Here is a 17301-nt window from a genome sequence, read left to right as displayed (position 1 = left end):
GCCGCTTGCCCAGTGAAAAAAATTAAGGCAGTGGCTCTTGAAATGCACGTACCTTTCCCCATATGCATTTCATCGAATAATTTGCTTTCGCAATCAATCTTTTAGTCAGGTAAAAAATCATGGGCAAAATCATTGGTATTGACCTTGGAACCACCAATAGCTGTGTATCGGTGTTGGATGGCGACCAGGTTCGTATTATCGAAAATGCCGAAGGCGGTCGCACAACGCCTTCCATCGTGGCTTACATGCAGGATGGCGAAATCCTGGTTGGCGCTCCAGCCAAACGCCAGGCGGTTACCAACCCTGCCAACACCATCTTCGCGGTCAAGCGTTTGATCGGTCGTAAGTTCACTGAAAAGGCAGTTCAAACAGATATTGAACACGTGCCTTACACCATTGTCGCTGCCGACAACGGTGACGCCTGGGTGGAAGCTCAAGGCAAGAAGATGGCTCCTCAGCAAGTGTCTGCCGACATCTTGCGCAAAATGAAGAAAACCGCCGAAGACTACCTGGGCGAAGAAGTAACCGAGGCCGTCATTACCGTGCCTGCTTACTTTAACGACAGCCAGCGTCAGGCAACCAAGGACGCCGGCCGTATTGCTGGCCTGGACGTCAAGCGCATCATCAACGAGCCTACTGCTGCTGCCTTGGCTTTCGGTCTGGACAAGGCTGACAAAGGTGACCGCAAGATCGCTGTTTACGACTTGGGTGGCGGCACGTTTGACGTGTCCATCATCGAAATCGCCGACATCGACGGTGAGAAGCAGTTTGAAGTGCTCTCGACCAACGGTGACACCTTCCTGGGTGGCGAGGACTTTGACAAGCGCATCATTGACTACATCATTGCCGAGTTCAAGAAGGAAAGCGGCGTTGATCTGTCCAAAGACGTGCTGGCCTTGCAGCGCCTGAAAGAGTCCGCTGAGAAAGCCAAGATCGAGCTGTCTTCGACGCAGCAGACCGAAATCAACCTGCCTTACATCACGGCTGATGCTTCCGGTCCTAAGCACTTGAACCTGAAGATCACCCGCGCCAAGCTGGAAGCGCTGGTTGAGGACCTGATCGAACGCACGATCGAGCCTTGCCGCGTAGCCATTAAGGATGCTGGTGTGAAGGTTTCGGAAATCGACGACGTGATCCTGGTCGGTGGCATGAGCCGCATGCCCAAGGTACAGGAACGTGTTAAAGAGTTCTTTGGCCGCGATCCTCGCAAAGACATCAACCCAGATGAGGCGGTTGCTGCCGGTGCCGCGATTCAAGGTTCTGTGCTGTCGGGCGACCGCACTGACGTTCTGCTGCTGGACGTGACCCCGCTGTCCCTGGGGATTGAAACCCTGGGTGGTGTCATGACCAAGATGATCCAGAAGAACACCACGATTCCTACGCGTCATTCGCAGGTGTTCTCCACGGCTGATGATAACCAGCCTGCCGTGACCATCAAGGTGTTCCAGGGTGAGCGTGAAATCGCTGCTGGTAACAAGGCATTGGGCGAGTTCAACCTGGAAGGCATTCCACCAGCAGCACGTGGCCTGCCACAGATTGAAGTGACCTTCGACATCGACGCCAACGGTATCTTGCATGTATCCGCCAAAGACAAGGGTACGGGCAAGGAAAACAAGATCACCATCAAGGCGAACTCCGGTTTGTCCGATGAGGAGATCGAGCGCATGGTGAAAGATGCCGAGATCAACGCGGCAGAAGACCACCGCATCGCGGAACTGGCAGTGGCGCGCAACCAGGCTGAAGCCCTGATCCACTCGACCCGCAAGTCCTTGACGGACTACGGCGACAAGTTGGAAGCTGCAGAGAAAGAAGCCATCGAAAAGGCGATCGCCGATCTGGAAGAAACGCTGAAAGACGGTGACAAGGAAGCGATCGACGCCAAGGTGGAAGCGCTGGGCGTGGCCTCGCAGAAACTGGGCGAGAAGATGTACGCCGACATGCAGGCCCAAGCCGCTGCACAACAAGGTGCGGAAGCGACGGCTCAGCAGCCCGCCGACGAGAACGTGGTCGACGCTGACTTTAAAGAAGTCAAACGCGATCAGTAATTGCGAGCCTGAGTAAGGTTCCCTGGCCCGATCTTTGGCGGCTTACGCTGGAGATCGGGCATTATTATTCAAACAGCGGCGTTTGGACGTCGTTAATCAATCATGGCAAAACGCGATTTATACGAAATTCTCGGTGTGGCCAAAAATGCGACGCAGGATGAAATCCGCAAGGCGTATCGCAAGCTGGCCATGAAGTTCCACCCTGACCGTAATCCGGATAGCAAGGACGCCGAGGAAAAGTTCAAGGAAGCCAAGGAAGCGTACGAAATCCTGTCCGATGAACAGAAGCGCGAAGCCTATGACCGCTATGGTCATGCCGGAGTCGATCCCAACGCTGGCATGGGCGGTATGGGTGGCGGCATGGGCGGGGCCGGATTTGCAGACGCCTTTGGTGATATTTTTGGCGAGATCTTCGGTGGTGGCGGTGGGCGCCGTGGCGGTGGCCCTCAGGTTTACCGCGGCGCGGATTTGCGCTATTCGCTCGATATCAGCCTGGAGCAGGCGGCTGCCGGTTTTGATACGGAAATTCGAGTACCAAGCTGGGAAAACTGCGATACTTGCTCGGGTACGGGTGCCAAGCCTGGGACGTCGGCACAGACGTGTCGCACCTGCCAGGGCAGTGGCGCGGTTCGTATGCAGCAGGGTATTTTCAGCATGCAGCAAACCTGCCCAACCTGTCACGGTAGCGGCAAGGAAATTCCTGATCCCTGCGTGGTGTGCCACGGCGAGGGCAAGGTCAAGAAGACCAAAACCTTGCAGGTCAAGATTCCTGCCGGTATTGATGACGGTATGCGCATCCGTTCCAGCGGCAATGGCGAACCGGGCGTGAACGGTGGGCCACCCGGTGACTTGTATGTGGAAATCCGCATCAAGCCGCACGGAATCTTCCAGCGTGACGGCGAGGATCTGCATTGCGAGCTGACCATCCCCTTTACGACCGCCGCCTTGGGCGGCACCGTTGAGGTGCCTACGCTGACTGGACGAGGTGAAATCACCATCCCTGAAGGTACTCAGGTGGGCAAGACCTTCCGCTTGCGTGGCAAGGGGATCAAGGGCCTGCGTTCCAGTTACCCCGGTGACTTGTATTGTCACATTCAGATCGAGACGCCTGTACGCCTGAACGAAGAGCAAAAGAAATTGCTGCGTCAGTTTGAACAGGCTCTCAATGATGGAGGTGTCAAGCACTCGCCCAAAAGTGAGTCCTGGACGGACAAGGTAAAAAGTTTCTTTTCCTGAGTCCTCCAAGGCATAGCGAAATAAAAAGCCCGGTACTGCTGTACCGGGCTTTTTTCTTTCTGTTCAGGACGGCTTCAGGACCCATCCTGCCTCTTAGGGTTGGGCCTCCATCAGGGCCGGTTCAGCAGTGTTGTCCGGGACGTCTGTCGCCGTCTTTGTTGCAGGTGCAACATCGTCTTTCTGACGCTCATGGTCGGCGGCAATGGCAACCACCATGTCCTGAGGTTTCAGATATTTGCGCAAGGCTGCGTTGACCTGTTGAGCATCGAGTTTTTGCAGGTCCTGATCCATTTTCTCGGACCATTCAAAGCTGCGGCCCAGATCCAGGTAGTTCAACCAGGCACTGCTAACCACAGCATCCTGACTGCGCGAGAGGCGGCGATAGTTCAACAGGGCAGTGATGCCTTCCTTGACCTCTTGTTCGCTAAAACCGTCCTTCAGTGTCTGGTTCAGCACCTCATTAATGGTGTTGCCCAGTTTTTCGCTGTTGGTGGGAGCGTGGATGGCGTAGACCGTCCAGGAGCCATGGGGCTCATAGCTGGACGCATCGAGCTGGCTGCGTACGTTGTAGGACAGGCCATCCTCCACCCGCACACGATTCCACAGACGCGAGGTTTCCGACAGGCCCAGCAAGTAATTCGCCAGATAGACGGCCGGGAAGTCAGCGTCGGTATCTTGCAGCTTCAGGCCCAGTTCAGCCAGATAAAAGGCGTTGGCTTTGTCCGGCGTATTGATATCGAATACCTTGGGCGGGACAGGGTGCAGCGGGTCGTCCGGCCGTTGATACGTCGGCGCTTTACGCCATCCTTTCAAACCGTCCGACAGAGCCTTGCGAACCTGCTCCTCGTCAAAGTCACCCACGGCGCTAAAGGCGACATCGCCTGTTCCATAAAATTTCTGATGGAAATCCCGTACCTGTTTGAGGGTGACGGCCTGCACCCGCTCTATCCCTTCTTCAAAAGTAGGGGTGTAGCGGATATCGTCTTTGGGCCAGGGGTTGGTGTAGCGTTCAATGGTTTGGCTTGCCAGGGCAGCCGGCTCGGTGCTGGCCGATTTCAGGTCCGTAACGACGGCCTGCTGGTATTTCTTCAGTTCGTCCTCCGGGAAGTTTGCCTCGCGCAGCACGTCCAGTGCCAGCGCAATGGCCTTGGGCAGATTTTCGCGGTTGGACGACAGGCTCAGATACAGACGGCCATTGGAGCCGCTAGTGCTGAACTGGGTTTGCATGGCCGTAAACTGGTCGGAAATCTGTTCCCGGTTGAGCTTTTTGGTGCCGGTGCTTAGCAGACTGGCCACTGCCGCGGCTGTGGCGCTCTGGTTTTTCAGTTGCTCAGGCGAGCCAAACTTGAAGGACATTCGGGCCTCGACACGCTCGGCGCGGGTCGCTTTGGGAAGCAGTGCCATTTTGACTTCGCCCAGATCCTTGCCTAAGGACAGGGGCTGCAAATCAGTGCGAGCCATGATGTTTGCTGGGCTGGGATCAAACGCTTCGACGGCTTTGCCGCTGTCCTTGCCGGTGTAATCCTGCACCAGCCTGGCGACATCCACTGGTGTGGCCTCAGGAGCACGTACCGGTTTGTCGGTGGGAATGTACAAGCCATTGCTGCGGTTGCTGGCCACCAGCCAGGTTTCCAAGGCCTTTTGCACTTGTGGTAGCTTAGCGTCTTCTACCCGATCACGCTGTAGAAAGAACAAACGCCAGTCGCCGCTGGCCGCTGCCTCGGACAAGGCGCTGGCCAGGCGTGAGGGATTGGCGTAGGTTTGCGTCCAGCCCGTCAGCCACTGGCTGCGCACGCGTTCCAGGTCCGCCTCTTTCAGTGGGGACTTGGCGACACCTTCCACCGTTTCATTCATGACCTTTAAGGCTTTTTGCGGGTCCATATCGGACTTGAGTTCCGCACCAAACAGGGCGTAGCCTGGATCGTGATTTTCGGAGTCAAAGCTAAATACGCTGGTAGCCAGATTGTTGTTGACCAGGTTCTTGTAAAGCTGGCCACTAGGTGTGTCACCCAAGGCACTGATGCCCAGGCTCAGGTTCATATAGTCCGGGCTGGCGGCGCTGGGCAGATGATAGAGCGACATGATCAGCGGCGTGCCGCCCTGGCGACGCAAGGTCACCGTACGCGTGCCATCTTGCACGGGTTCGACCGTGTATTCCGGGCGCAAGTGGCGGGTGGGTTTGGGGATGGAGCCAAAGGCCTTGGCGATGTTCTCCAGGGTCTGGTCCGTATCGAACTGCCCGGTTACAAAGAGTACGGCGTTATCAGGCTGATAGTAGTCGTGATAGAACTTGCGCAGTTGTTCTACGTCTACGTTCTCTACGTCCGATCGTGCGCCAATGGTGGTCTTGCCATAGCTATGCCATTGATAAGCGGCGGCAGTGAGCTTTTGCATCAGCACCCGGAAAGGACTGTTCTCGCCGCTTTCCATTTCATTGCGCACCACGGGCATTTCTGCTTCCAGATCCTGCTTGTCGATCAGGGCGTTGACCATGACATCGGCCTGCCAGTCCAGATACCATTTCAAGGTTTCAGGATCGGCAGCGAAACTGGCAAAGTAATTGGTACGGTCACTGGAGGTGGTGCCATTGGCCTCCAGACCACGCTTGGAGAACTCCCCTAACGCATTGCGCAAGGTGGGCGTGCCGCGAAACAGCATGTGCTCGAGCAAGTGCGCCATGCCGGTCTGCCCATAATTCTCGTGCCGTGAGCCGACCAGATAGGTCATGTTGACGGTGGTCGTAGGTTTGGAATCGTCAGGGGCCAGAACAAGGCGCAGACCATTGTCCAGCGTATATTGCGTAACGCCTTCGACAGAGGGGCCTTGGGCCAGGCCAGGGGGTAGCGCATAAGCGGCCAGTGAACTTGACAGCAGCGCAGCTCCTGCAAGATGGCGCAGGCGCAGGGCGGCAATCAGTACAGAGAGTTTCATGAACACATCCTTACGGTTTTAGCGAGAAATAAGCCAGCCAGGCCGACCAGTGTCTTTTGTAGCATGGGGCCGTTTAGCTGGGTAGGCGGCAATCCCTGCAAAAAGTTTGTTCTGTCAAAAAAAAAGCCCACCAGTGGTGGCTGGTGGGCAAAACAGCAAGAAAACGGCACCCCTAGGTGGTTTTGTGCTTGAGCCTGTCCAGGGCATCCTGACGCAGATGCTCAAGACTTTTAAGAAGAAATTCGTAAAGAGCGGTGATTTGTTTAGGGTTGTAGTGTGCCGCGGCCTGCATGACCTGCTGCGCGGGTAAATCCATGTCGCCCATCAAGCGCTTGCAGCGTTCCTGGTTGGGATACAGGCTGGTCATGCGTCCGTCGCGCGGATGGGGCTTGCGCAGCAAGTAACCTGCGTTTTCCAGTCGGGTAATCAAGGCTTGAGTGCCGCTGGGGCTCAGATCCAGTAATTGGGCCAGCCTCCCCGGAGACAGGGGTTTGAGTTCCAGCACAAACTCCAGGGCCTTGTACTCATTCAGACTCAAACCAGCGGCTCGTGCCAACTGGTGCTTGTTTGCTTCCAGGTAGACATCAAACTGGCGCAACATCATGCGCACGATATCGTTTTGCATATGCCCTGACAAAACTTCGTCCCTTGCTTCTGGCTCGGTCCACACGGTTGTCAGGGGCTGTTTATTGGGCATACGCATATATCCTTAGCGTGGGGGCGCACCCAGCAAACCGGTAAAGGGTGTCAGACGCTTGTGGTAAAGAGCAGGGTCGCCGTCAGGAGCGCCCGATACGCAGCGGACAGAGTGGGCAAGAGCAGCGGACTGCTGGGGACTGGATGCTGGGGCGACCATGAGCTGGCCCCTGATGGACCAGGTTTGTTTAGTGTGTGCGAAAGAGGGGGAAGCGGCCCCTGTACGGAGCGTTGTGACAGCCGTTGTCATGCTCACCGTGCCGGGTGTGAGTGATGACTTGGCAGCCTGTCTTGCCAAGCTGGCAAATGCTGTCAAGAAGGTAATCCTTGGGCTGAGTAAGCCAAGTCTGCCAGATTCATAATGCCTGTGTCTTCTGCGAGTCATGACTTACTCCATGAGAAATGGATGAGCTTTTGAAGGAAGGGGCGGGATGCGCCCCTTCCTCTGGTTTAGCGAGGCCCGCTACCGAGCAAGCCGCCCAGCAAACCGGTTACCGGTGCCAGCAGGCCGCCATTGTTGTTGCCTGCAGTAGCGGGACCGCCCGCGTCCACGCTGCCCGAAGCTCCCACGTCAACCGAGACGCTTGTCCCACCCAGCAGTCCTCCCGTCAAGCCACCGACCAAGCCTGTCACAGGAGCGAGCAAGCCACCATTGGCAGCATCGCCACCGGCCAAACCGCCGGTCAGCCCGCCGACCAGATTGGTGACAGGGGCGAGCAAGCCACCATTGGCGGCATCACCACCGGCCAAACCGCCCGTCAGGCCCCCGACCAGATTGGTGACAGGGGCGAGCAAGCCACCATTGGCGGCATCACCACCGGCCAAACCGCCCGTCAGGCCGCCGACCAGATTGGTGACAGGGGCGAGCAAGCCACCATTGGCGGCATCACCACCGGCCAAACCGCCGGTCAGCCCGCCGACCAGATTGGTGACAGGGGCGAGCAAGCCACCATTGGCGGCATCACCACCGGCCAAACCGCCCGTCAGGCCACCGACCAGATTGGTGACAGGGGCGAGCAAGCCACCATTGGCGGCATCACCGCCACCCAAACCGCCCGTCAGCCCGCCCAGCAAGCCGGTTACAGGCGAAAGCAAGCCGCCGTCACCATTGCCAGTCAGACCACCGGTTAAAGAGGCAACGGCTTGTGTCGCGTGGTTGAGGGTATTACCCAGGGGGTTCGTGTTGCTATCGGTTTGGTGAACCAGTCCGCCCACCGAGGCGACTGCCTGGCCCAGATGACCCACAACACCGCCCAGCCCCACAGGGGCAGCGCCATCTAGCTGCGTGCCCACATTAGCCAGGGCGCTGCCCACGCCGCCTAGCAGGGCGTTGATGGGTTGGCCCACGCCCAGGCCGTCACCGACTTGTTGCGTCACATGAGTGACCGTTGCGCCGACTGGAGCAACGACGGTATCCAGAGTCTGGCCGACATTGCCCAGAATGGGGTTCAGTCCAAGGGGCAGGATGTTGTCTACCGTCTGGCCTACATTCGCCAGTGATGGCTCAAGAATGGGAGCGGCGTCTGTGCCGTCCAGCAGGCCACCCAAACCCAACTGACCCGTCAATGGATAGAGCAGGCTGCCTTCACCCAACAAGGAGTCGGTCAATGCGGCAACCCCTCCTGTCGCATGACCTAGCACGGCGGTCAATGGCTTCGGGTTGCTGGCGTCTGCATGCAGCAAACCACCCGCGCTGCCCACCGCATTGCCCAGCCCGGTCAACAGACCGCCCACACCTTGACCCAGGTTTAGTGGCAGGCCGGTATTACCCAGTTGCTCGCCTAGATTGACGACCACGCCGCCCGTCTGCCCCAGCAGATTATTGACGGGCTCGCCCAAACCTGTGGCACCTCCAACTTGTTGGGTCAGGCCTGTGGCAGTATCCACAACCGGGGCGACGACGGTATCCAGTGCTTGGCCCAAGCCTGCTCCTGTATCTTGCAAGCCTACCGGCAGCACGTTATCGACTGCTTCACCGACATTGTTGAGCGTGGTTTCCAGTGGTCCGGGAGTGCGAGGATTACCGCCGCCGTTGTCACCACCGCCGTTGTCGCCACCGCCGTTGTCACCGCCGCCGTTATCACCACCGCCGTTATCACCACCGCCGTTGTCGCCACCGCCGTTGTCACCACCGCCGTTGTCACCACCGCCGCCTGTACCACCTCCGTTGCCTGTGTCTGGATTGGTTGGGATGGAATTGTCAGAGCCTCCCGAAGAACCGCCGCCGCTTAGGCTGCCGCAGGCGGTTAAAGCCAGAGTACTGGCCATCAAGGTGGCTAGGATGGTCAGGCGAAGGCCTGGTTTCTTGCTGTCTGTATTGTTATGCATTGCTTGCTCCAATAAATGATCGGGGTACCTGCTTGCTTCTTGGTTGAGGTTCAAGCAATTCGCATGCCAATTTTCTTGGTTTTATGAAACCCGCATCGATGCTCGGTTTGGTGCAAAGTACGAGAAAAAAAGAGGGCTATTTGTTACGGGTTTCGGCGCTTGGGAGGAACGTGTTACGTAACAAAAAAAGAACCGCTGACAAGCAGCGGTTCTTAAAGGCGTGGCAACAGGTTCAGGAGGACCGCGGTACCAGTGCCTTCGCATCCAGCCATGCTTTGGTGTTTTGTCGGAAGGTGCTCATGCTGTCGACCAAAAAGTCATACATGGCGATCAGTTGGGCGGGATTCTGGCTGGCCGCCGTGTTGATCGCTTGATTGATGGCACGCTCTTTCACGGCAAGGACTTCGCGACATTTGTCCATGACCGGGTGCAGGGCAATGACCCGCTTGTCCAAGGGGTGGCGACCGCGGGTGATGTATCCTTTGTGCTCCAGGCGATTAATCAGGGCGCTGACGCCACTGGCGCTTAAGTCCATCAGGTGTGCCAGTTGTCCTGTTGGCAGGGCATCGAACTCCATGATGTATTCCAAGGCCTTGAAATCATTCAGGGGCATATTGGCCTGTTCGGCCAGACTGGCTTTCAGGGCCTCTGCATAAATGGTGAACTGACGGCCCAGCATTTTGCCCAGATCCATCAACATCTTTTCTGACAGCATGTGTTGCTGTTCATCGTGGGAGGACCAGTTGGAACGGCTGCCTGCGCCTGATGTACCTGGGTGAAAGTTGACCGGCAAACTTACCGGATTCATGACTTTATTCATCATTTGCGGCCACCTCCGAGCAAGCCACCGACCAGGCCGGTGACGGGTGAGAGCAATCCTCCATTGGCTTGAGCGCCGCTCTCGCCAGTATTGGCCGGGGCACTGACCGAGCCTGTCAGGCCACCAACCAGCCCACCGACCAAACCGGTCACTGGCGCGAGCAAACCGCCGTTGGCTGCGTCACCGCCAGCCAGTCCGCCCGTCAGCCCGCCGACCAGGTTGGTCACGGGTGCGAGCAAACCGCCGTTGGCTGCGTCACCGCCAGCCAGTCCGCCCGTCAGCCCGCCGACCAGGTTGGTCACGGGTGCGAGCAAACCGCCGTTGGCTGCGTCACCGCCGGCCAGTCCGCCCGTCAGCCCGCCGACCAGGTTGGTCACTGGCGCGAGCAAACCGCCGTTGGCTGCGTCACCGCCGGCCAGTCCGCCCGTCAGCCCGCCGACCAGGTTGGTCACGGGTGCGAGCAAACCGCCATTAGCAGCTTCGCCGCCACCCAGCCCGCCCAGCAGGCCAGTTACAGGAGCTAGTAGGCCACCTCCGTCTCCACCCGTAAGTCCGCCCAGCCCGCCTGTCAGGGAGGCAACCGCCTGGGTAGCGTGATTCAGGGTGTTACCCAAGGGATTGGTGTTGCTGTCTGTGTGGTGTAGCAAACCACCTGCTGAAGCCACGGCCTGGCCCAGATGACCTACCACACCACCCAGCCCCAACGGCGCAGCATGGTCCAATTGGCTGCCTACATTCCCCAAAGCACTACCCACGCCGCCAAGCAGGGCATTGATAGGCTGCCCGACGCCCAGACCGTCGCCGACTTGCTGAGTCACATTGGTGACGGTAGCGACCACCGGTGCAACGGTATTGTCCAGAGCGCCGCCCACGTCACCTAAAATGGGGTTCAGGCCCAGAGGCAAAATGTTATCTACGGTTTGTCCGACATTGCCCAAGGCCGGTTTGAGCACCGGTTCCCCTTCTTCTGCCAGCAAGAGACCACCCAGTCCCAGTTGAGCGGTCAGGGGATGCAGGAGACTGCCCTCACCCAGCAAAGAACCGGTCAGGACTTCTACGCCCTTGGTGGCGTGGTGCAGTGTGTTGCCCAGCGGGTTGAGATTTTGCGGGTCATTTACCAGCAACCCGCCAACCGATCCGACGGCTTGACCCAGATGAGAGAGCAGGCCGCCTGCACCTTCACCCAGATTCAGCGGCAGGTCGGTCTTGCCCAATTGGTCGCCCAGATTGGTCACTACTCCGCCGACTTGTTGAGTCAGTCCATTAACAGGCTGACCCAGTCCGGTCACACTACCGACAGTACGGCTTGTGTCGGTCACGATATCCGTAACCGGTTTCAATGCGCCATCGAGTGTTTCGCCCAGTTGATTGCCTGTCTTGCTCAGATTCAGGGGAACCACGTTGTCGACTGCCTGGCCCAGATTACCCAACGCATTTTGGGTCAGGCTGTTGTCTTTGCCGCCGCCGTTGTTACCACCGCCGTTGTCCCCTCCGCCGTTGTTGCCACCACCACCATCGCCGCCGCCTCCTGTGCCCCCGTCGCCGGGTGTGGGCAGGTTGGGATCGATAGCCGGCGGGCGAGCCGACAGGTCCAGACCATCACGCACGCCGCCGCGTGAGGAGCATCCGGCCAGAACGGTAGCGCTGATGATCAATGTCGCGACAAGCGCACGTTGCAAGTTGCGTTGGCTTGAGGCGTTTCTTGCTGAATTCCTTGCTTTCATGACTGACTCCGGTTTGAAGTGTAAGCACGCCCTTCAAGGGCTGTTGTCAGTCTTTAAGCAAAAATAGTGCCAATTTATTGTGTATGGTTTTGTTTTTTGTTTTTTGGTTTTAAATCATTGGCTTGTGCTTGGTTTTTGTGTTTTCAGGCACGCTGGTGTGTGGTTTTTAAGCCTGGATAAGAGGGGGGTAGCCCGGTTTTAACGCTTTGTTCTGTTCCTGTTACGTAACGTTTTTCGTAACACCTGAGCCTAAAAAATGGCTCGATGGAATACAAAAAAAGGCCATCTTGCGATGGCCTGAGAAAAAACATGTGTCCGGCCAACGGCTCGACTTTAAAAGCCGTCGTAGAAGAACAGGAAATTCGTGTTCAACCGTAGTTTTCGTTGGTCGGAATTGACCGGCAAATCTCCCAGCGGTTTTGCCACGTTGATATCAAACAAGTAATGCTTGTTATTGGACAGCCGTACCCCAATGGCTGCCGATCGCAATTCACGGTTGTTGTAGCTGTTCAGGCGATCCAGGTTATACCAGGCGCGTGCCCAGTCATAAGCGATATAGGGTTGGATGCTATTGAGCCAGCGCGAGGAGTTGGTAAAACGACGATTGATTTCCAAGGTCGCGCCCAGGCCTTTGTCACCGGCCAGTTCACCTTGGGGATACCCGTAGCCGTGTCGCCATGCGCCAAACGAGATCTGTTCGGAATTGGGCAGGACATTGGAGCTGTATTGGCCACTGGCAGAAAAGCTCATGCCAAATTGTCCCGGCAAGGCCAGATTCTGTCTGAAGGAAGCGGTCCAGCGGGTGAAATCCAGGTCCAGATCGGATTCGGCGTCACGCTGCAAGTACGTGTTCAAGGATTTACGAGCGCCCATGGCGTCCAAGCCCTTGTATACCCCCAGGTTCAGTTCCCGCGACTGTCGGGCCGAGGCATCGGTATAGCGCAGCTCGGCCTTCAATGCGCGTACATCGGTGGTGTTTTCGATCCAGACATTGTCCAGCGTTTTGTGGGTGTAATCGTCCAGAGACCGGCTGGCATAAAAGCCGGCCGTACCTTTGAGGCTGCGCTGATTGTTCAGAATGAAGGGGTAGCTGATGGCTGCGCCGATGCGCTCGTTGATAACCTTGCGATTCCAGCCCTGTCTTTCCAGGACTTCGTCGCGTGGCTCGGAGCGATAGTGGTAGCCGTCTATTTCCAGGTTCAGACCGTTGCCGTTAAGAGGGATGGTCAGATTGCCGCTGACGTATTTGACGTCTTCGGGGCCGGTGGGAATGGCGGCGGTCAGCTTGAGCTCTTCTCCCAAGGGGGTCAGGCTGTTGGCGCTCAGTTGCACCAGCGCCTGTTTGCTGGACCCCATCTCCGCGATACTGGCATTTGCGCTAAATGATTTGTGTTGAGCCTCTATCAGCAGCTCGGAGGCGCCATCCGTGCGCACAGGCATGTCCAGCTTGGGGTCGATCTTCAGGCCAGGCACGGTGCGCAGCAAGTTCATGGTGCGCTCCAGCGTGCGTTGGGTCAGCGGCTTTTCGTCCACCATCGCCTGGGCAATGCGTTCGATCCGCGCCCGGCTGCGGCCCGGATCGCCTTCAATGCGGACACTGCCAACATGGCCTTCCACGACCGTAACCTTGATGTGACCTTGCGCGAAGTCTTGTTGCTGCAAGACAGCAAAGGACAGCGGGTAGCCTTTTTGTTGATAAAGCGCAGTGATCTTGTTCACTTCGTTGATCAACTGGGCAATGGTCAGTGTTTTGCCCGCCAGCGGCTCCAGAATGGCCGTGATCTGTTCAAAGGGGATGCTGCGACTGCCACTGACGTCAAAGCTGCGAACGAGCACTTGCTGCTGGAGTTGTTGTTGAAGTTGGTTTTGTGCCGCGGCGGGGGGGATGCTTAAAGACGGCGTAGTCGTCCTGGGGGCTGGTGCGCTGATGGGCGGCAACGCGTCGACGGGGTTACCCCGCAGGGGCGCGTCTGCCCAGCTAGCCGGACTTGTCGCTGCCAGGCCCATCATGCATCCCACGCTCGCAATCAGGCTGGGATTTTTTTTTCTAAGGAAGGCCAGTGATACGGGGTGCTTGTCATTCATTTGCATTAATCATTATTCGCTGAAAATCGGGCGCTTTTTTCTACTGTGCCGTAGTTTAACTTCGCTGTCACTTTTTGCTGTTTGAAAACAATCTATTTCCACATAGTGATTTAAAAGACCGCAAATATTACATTTTGAAACGTAAAAAAAATAGGCCTGATTTAGGGTGTTGGCAAACAGTCCTTTATGGCTGTATTCACGTCTACTTGCGGCGCTGCAAAATGGCTCACTTCCGCCGCAAGCCCAAAAGAAAAAGTTACTTTCTTCCAAGTAATTAAAGTGTCATCAGCGTGTCCTGTCAGGGAACAGGAGCAGCATTTTCTGTTGCATTTTGAAATGATAAAAACGGTAACATTATCAAATTTAGACACATTTCAGGTAAGAAAAGGTTTCAAATTAGCGGTTTTTTAGCCTTTTTTCATGGGATTTTGGCTGTTGTAAATACACAATCATGCGTTTTTCGTATCTTTAGGCTAGAATTCGTTTGTGTATTTGACGGCTGTTACACGTAAACCCTAGTAAAAACATAGACATACGAAGGTTTAAGATGATTTCAACGGAAAAATACAAAAATTGATAACAGTTCGCAGTGGTTGTTGCCGGATTTGGCAACGTTTTGTGCCTTCAGGGGTATCTGACCCTCGCGCTTGAGGGTGCTTTTTTCTTTTTACATGGGGACAGTCATGAAGACTCAACTTCAGCAATTCTGGAAAGACGAAGACGGTGCGACCGCTATCGAGTATGGCTTGATCGCTGGCCTGATCGCTGTGGCGATCATTGGTGTTTTGAGCACCCTAAGTGGAGATTTGAAGGGTTTGTTTACAAGGATATCTACTGAGCTGACTTCTGCTGCAGAAGCCGAGTAGGGCGATTGTTTGAGCATCAGCCAATTAAACAATGGCTGAGCCTTTAAGTTTGAATGGCTGATGCTTATGTTTGTTTTAATAAAAATTTCTTTTGTTTTTTTTCTGCTTTTCTTTTCCATTCAGATTATTTATTGCGATCTGAAATTCCGGAAAATCCCTAATACCTTACTAGTTTTCTATGGTTTGGCGCTTCTGCTGCACAAGATCCTGGTCAGTGTGTTCTATGGCCTTCCCTGGGGATCGGTGGTGGGGTGGGGAGATTCGCTGATCGGTTTTGCCGCTGCCTTGCTCGTGTTTTATCCCATTTGGCTCGCACGCCTGATGGGCGCGGCCGATGTGAAACTGATGGCCGTGTTGGGGTTGGCGCTGGGGTGGAAAGAGGCAGGCATGGTGGTGTTGTTCGGCACAGTGCTGGCGGGTTTGCATGCCTTGGCGTTGGTGCTGATTCCATCATTGGAGCGCAAGTACGGATTCGCCTTGCCGGGTACCCGGGTCAAGGCGCGCAGTGTCCCCTTGGGGGCCTGGTTATCCCTCGCAACAATGGGGTGGGTATGGATGCAAAATCAATAATGCTCCCACGACAGGGTCAATTACCAAAGCGGCGTGGCGTCGATAAAAACTATCAATACGGAGCCTACGCGCTGGAATTTGCATTGGTTTTTCCATTGTTGTTTCTTTTTATGTACGGCTTGCTGACTTTCGGTTTGATTATGACCGCGCAGCAGTCTCTGAATTTTGCCGCCGAATCCGGTGCGCGGGCGGCGTTGATTGAGCCAGCGGCAGGAAACAGCGATCCGATGAGCAGCCCGGCTCGCTTGCAGGCACGGGCGGACCGGGCCCGGCAAGTAGCTGCCGATCACGTTCAATGGTTAAGCCATTGGGTGGGAAGTGAGCATGTGCGCGTCAGCGCCGATTTGTCACGCGAGGAAATCAGCGTCGGGATTGTTTACGACTACGTGCAGGCACCGCTGATTCCGCGTTTTGCACCCGATACCCTGTTTTCACTGGTCGTGCCCGAACAGCTAAAAGGGCATGCCCGCATCAATCTGCTGGTTGCGGGTGAGGTGGGCTCAGAGGGGGGCACGCCATGACTCATGCCCGCGCGTCCATTGCCGTTGCCCAGCGTCAGCATGGCGTGGCCGCCATCGAGTTTGCATTGATGGTGGGGCTGTTGCTGGTGATTTTCAGCGGCATCCTTACCTTCAGCTCATTCTTTCTGGCCCAGCAAAAGATGAACCATTTGCTGGGCGACCTTTCTCGCCAAGTAAGCATGCAGGTCAAGGCGGCTGACGGGATAGAGTCCTTTGTCAATGAGCAGCTGGTCGAGAACTATGGCAAGGGCCAAGCAAAGAGCGACGCATTTTTGAACTGGTTCGGTGATCTCAGCGCCGAGGTCCAGTCCCAGGCCTGCACGTCCGAGCCCCTGTACGACTGCGCGCAACTTTCGTTGAAGCTGGATCTCGAGCCCGGCATTCTTTCTCAAACCCTGGACCTGCTCACCCCTGAAAAGGAAGGGGCGGATCCATTGCGCAGCTTAAGCGCCAAGACATTACTTGTACTCAGGAGACCACATTCATGAGCGGCATGATGAAGGGGGCAGCAGTCCTTTTATTGCTGGTCGCAGCCGTATTGGTTGCAGTTGCTTTGTACCTGGGCATGCAGCCCAACCCTGAAGTGGTCCAGCCTGTAGTGAGCACGCACAGCGCCGAGCCAGCGGCGACGCTTTACCCGGTTGTAGTCGCTAAACGGGATGTTAAAGCGGGAGAGGCCTTGCAGGCCGACGCGCTGGAGCTGGCCCAGTGGCCTGCCGCGCCGGCACAGTCTTTCGATACGCTGGAATCCTTGACGGGCAAGACGCTACGTTTTGATCTGGGGCAGGGGCAGCCGGTATTGAGCAGCTTCATCGCCAAAAGTCTGGCCAGCTATCTGGACGCAGGCGAGCGCGCGGTCACGATTCCGGTTGATGTGATCTCGGGCGCCAGCAACCGGGTCGAACCCGGCGACCTGGTCGATATCTTCATGACCTTCAACAATGGCAACGAGGTCAAGGACACCCAGGCTCGCTTGCTGATGCCACGGGTACGGGTGCTGGCCTATGGCAGTGCCTCCCTGTCCGGGCCGGACCCCGCCGAAAACACCTCGGGCAATCGTGCTGACACGCAGGTTCGCCATGCCATGCTGGCAGTCCCTCTGGAGTCGGTAAACGAGCTTTTGCTGGCCAGTCGCAGTGGCAGTTTGCAAGTTGTCTTGCGTGCACCCAAGGACGAGAGCCTGCCTGATCCCTCCTTGTTTCCCGAGTTTGCGGGGCTGATCCCAGCGCGCACCGGGCTGGATGCGGAGCAGCGGGAGGCCTTGAAGCTACCCGATAACCGTGCCATGGCAGGTCTGGGCTTACGGGAGTTCACGATCAGCCAGAGCGAGAAAGAGCAGGTTCAGGCGCGAGCTCAGGCCAGCGGGCAGCCGAATGCCGCGCCGCCACGGCGCACAGAGGTGATTCGCGGTGGGCGTTTAGAGCTTATTCAGCATTAAGCAGCAAGGAGCTTGTTGTGGGGACGGGTCAGCCTGCCAGA

Annotated in this window: 14 protein-coding genes; 7 read left to right on the top strand and 7 right to left on the bottom strand. The window is 56.6% G+C overall.

Annotated elements, in window-relative coordinates:
* Positions 1-119 precede the first annotated feature (119 nt).
* Positions 120-2045, top strand: coding sequence for a molecular chaperone DnaK (gene dnaK / locus RSQ48_RS12745; protein WP_003803323.1), 1926 nt, complete (start codon positions 120-122; stop codon positions 2043-2045).
* A gap of 102 nt (positions 2046-2147) precedes the next feature.
* Complete coding sequence (gene dnaJ / locus RSQ48_RS12740) at positions 2148-3281, top strand: molecular chaperone DnaJ (protein WP_003803324.1); 1134 nt, start codon at positions 2148-2150, stop codon at positions 3279-3281.
* Between the two features lie 93 nt (positions 3282-3374).
* Here the strand turns inward: dnaJ and RSQ48_RS12735 are convergent, their stop codons facing one another.
* The 7 genes from RSQ48_RS12735 to RSQ48_RS12705 form a co-directional block, all read right to left on the bottom strand.
* Positions 3375-6212, bottom strand: a complete 2838-nt coding sequence (locus RSQ48_RS12735) for a M16 family metallopeptidase (protein WP_415301856.1) — start codon at positions 6210-6212, stop codon at positions 3375-3377.
* 172 nt (positions 6213-6384) lie between these two features.
* On the bottom strand, positions 6385-6909 hold the full coding sequence (locus tag RSQ48_RS12730) for a MarR family winged helix-turn-helix transcriptional regulator (RefSeq protein WP_003803326.1): 525 nt from the start codon (positions 6907-6909) through the stop codon (positions 6385-6387).
* Positions 6910-6921: 12 nt separating this feature from the next.
* Positions 6922-7068, bottom strand: a complete 147-nt coding sequence (locus RSQ48_RS12725; RefSeq protein ID WP_157784354.1) for a hypothetical protein — start codon at positions 7066-7068, stop codon at positions 6922-6924.
* Positions 7069-7358: 290 nt separating this feature from the next.
* A complete protein-coding gene (locus tag RSQ48_RS12720) occupies positions 7359-9236 on the bottom strand; it encodes a collagen-like triple helix repeat-containing protein (protein WP_415301855.1) in 1878 nt (625 codons plus the stop codon).
* A gap of 232 nt (positions 9237-9468) precedes the next feature.
* Positions 9469-10059 carry a MarR family winged helix-turn-helix transcriptional regulator gene (locus tag RSQ48_RS12715; protein ID WP_003801147.1) on the bottom strand — a complete coding sequence of 197 codons (591 nt, stop codon included), beginning with the start codon at positions 10057-10059 and terminating at the stop codon, positions 9469-9471.
* Positions 10056-11780: a collagen-like triple helix repeat-containing protein gene (locus RSQ48_RS12710; protein ID WP_415301854.1), complete on the bottom strand. Its 1725-nt coding sequence runs from the start codon at positions 11778-11780 to the stop codon at positions 10056-10058. The genes RSQ48_RS12715 and RSQ48_RS12710 overlap by 4 nt, the downstream gene beginning before the upstream one ends.
* A gap of 333 nt (positions 11781-12113) precedes the next feature.
* On the bottom strand, positions 12114-13865 hold the full coding sequence (locus RSQ48_RS12705; protein ID WP_230406185.1) for a ShlB/FhaC/HecB family hemolysin secretion/activation protein: 1752 nt from the start codon (positions 13863-13865) through the stop codon (positions 12114-12116).
* A 683-nt stretch (positions 13866-14548) separates the two neighbouring features.
* Here RSQ48_RS12705 and RSQ48_RS12700 point away from each other — a divergent pair.
* The 5 genes from RSQ48_RS12700 to cpaB are packed head-to-tail and all read left to right on the top strand — an operon-like array spanning position 14549 to position 17260.
* On the top strand, positions 14549-14731 hold the full coding sequence (locus RSQ48_RS12700) for a Flp family type IVb pilin (RefSeq protein WP_059318064.1): 183 nt from the start codon (positions 14549-14551) through the stop codon (positions 14729-14731).
* A 60-nt stretch (positions 14732-14791) separates the two neighbouring features.
* A complete protein-coding gene (locus RSQ48_RS12695) occupies positions 14792-15301 on the top strand; it encodes an A24 family peptidase (protein WP_415301853.1) in 510 nt (169 codons plus the stop codon).
* Positions 15301-15822, top strand: a complete 522-nt coding sequence (locus RSQ48_RS12690; RefSeq protein WP_003801142.1) for a TadE family protein — start codon at positions 15301-15303, stop codon at positions 15820-15822. Before RSQ48_RS12695 ends, RSQ48_RS12690 begins: the two co-directional genes overlap by 1 nt.
* Entirely contained in the window at positions 15819-16310 is a 492-nt protein-coding gene (locus RSQ48_RS12685; protein WP_301605914.1) for a TadE/TadG family type IV pilus assembly protein, read from the top strand. Before RSQ48_RS12690 ends, RSQ48_RS12685 begins: the two co-directional genes overlap by 4 nt.
* A complete protein-coding gene (gene cpaB, locus RSQ48_RS12680) occupies positions 16307-17260 on the top strand; it encodes a Flp pilus assembly protein CpaB (RefSeq protein ID WP_240209378.1) in 954 nt (317 codons plus the stop codon). Before RSQ48_RS12685 ends, cpaB begins: the two co-directional genes overlap by 4 nt.
* The last annotated feature ends 41 nt before the right edge of the window (positions 17261-17301 follow it).

This window comes from Alcaligenes sp. SJTW-7 (genome assembly GCF_047716895.1).
Classification (GTDB): Bacteria; Pseudomonadota; Gammaproteobacteria; order Burkholderiales; family Burkholderiaceae_B; genus Alcaligenes; species Alcaligenes ammonioxydans.
Note: the sequence above shows the minus strand (reverse complement) of the source record. Positions and strands in the feature narration are given on the sequence as shown.

Bases quoted from the DNA above. Each gene is read 5' to 3' on its own strand.
- RSQ48_RS12725 (WP_157784354.1), bottom strand. From the start codon at position 7,068: ATGGTCGCCCCAGCATCCAGTCCCCAGCAGTCCGCTGCTCTTGCCCAC.
- dnaJ (WP_003803324.1), top strand. From the start codon at position 2,148: ATGGCAAAACGCGATTTATACGAAATTCTCGGTGTGGCCAAAAATGCG.
- RSQ48_RS12735 (WP_415301856.1), bottom strand. From the start codon at position 6,212: ATGAAACTCTCTGTACTGATTGCCGCCCTGCGCCTGCGCCATCTTGCA.
- RSQ48_RS12710 (WP_415301854.1), bottom strand. From the start codon at position 11,780: ATGAAAGCAAGGAATTCAGCAAGAAACGCCTCAAGCCAACGCAACTTG.
- RSQ48_RS12700 (WP_059318064.1), top strand. From the start codon at position 14,549: ATGAAGACTCAACTTCAGCAATTCTGGAAAGACGAAGACGGTGCGACC.
- RSQ48_RS12685 (WP_301605914.1), top strand. From the start codon at position 15,819: ATGACTCATGCCCGCGCGTCCATTGCCGTTGCCCAGCGTCAGCATGGC.
- RSQ48_RS12705 (WP_230406185.1), bottom strand. From the start codon at position 13,865: ATGAATGACAAGCACCCCGTATCACTGGCCTTCCTTAGAAAAAAAAAT.
- cpaB (WP_240209378.1), top strand. From the start codon at position 16,307: ATGAGCGGCATGATGAAGGGGGCAGCAGTCCTTTTATTGCTGGTCGCA.
- dnaK (WP_003803323.1), top strand. From the start codon at position 120: ATGGGCAAAATCATTGGTATTGACCTTGGAACCACCAATAGCTGTGTA.
- RSQ48_RS12690 (WP_003801142.1), top strand. From the start codon at position 15,301: ATGCTCCCACGACAGGGTCAATTACCAAAGCGGCGTGGCGTCGATAAA.
- RSQ48_RS12720 (WP_415301855.1), bottom strand. From the start codon at position 9,236: ATGCATAACAATACAGACAGCAAGAAACCAGGCCTTCGCCTGACCATC.
- RSQ48_RS12715 (WP_003801147.1), bottom strand. From the start codon at position 10,059: ATGATGAATAAAGTCATGAATCCGGTAAGTTTGCCGGTCAACTTTCAC.
- RSQ48_RS12695 (WP_415301853.1), top strand. From the start codon at position 14,792: ATGCTTATGTTTGTTTTAATAAAAATTTCTTTTGTTTTTTTTCTGCTT.
- RSQ48_RS12730 (WP_003803326.1), bottom strand. From the start codon at position 6,909: ATGCCCAATAAACAGCCCCTGACAACCGTGTGGACCGAGCCAGAAGCA.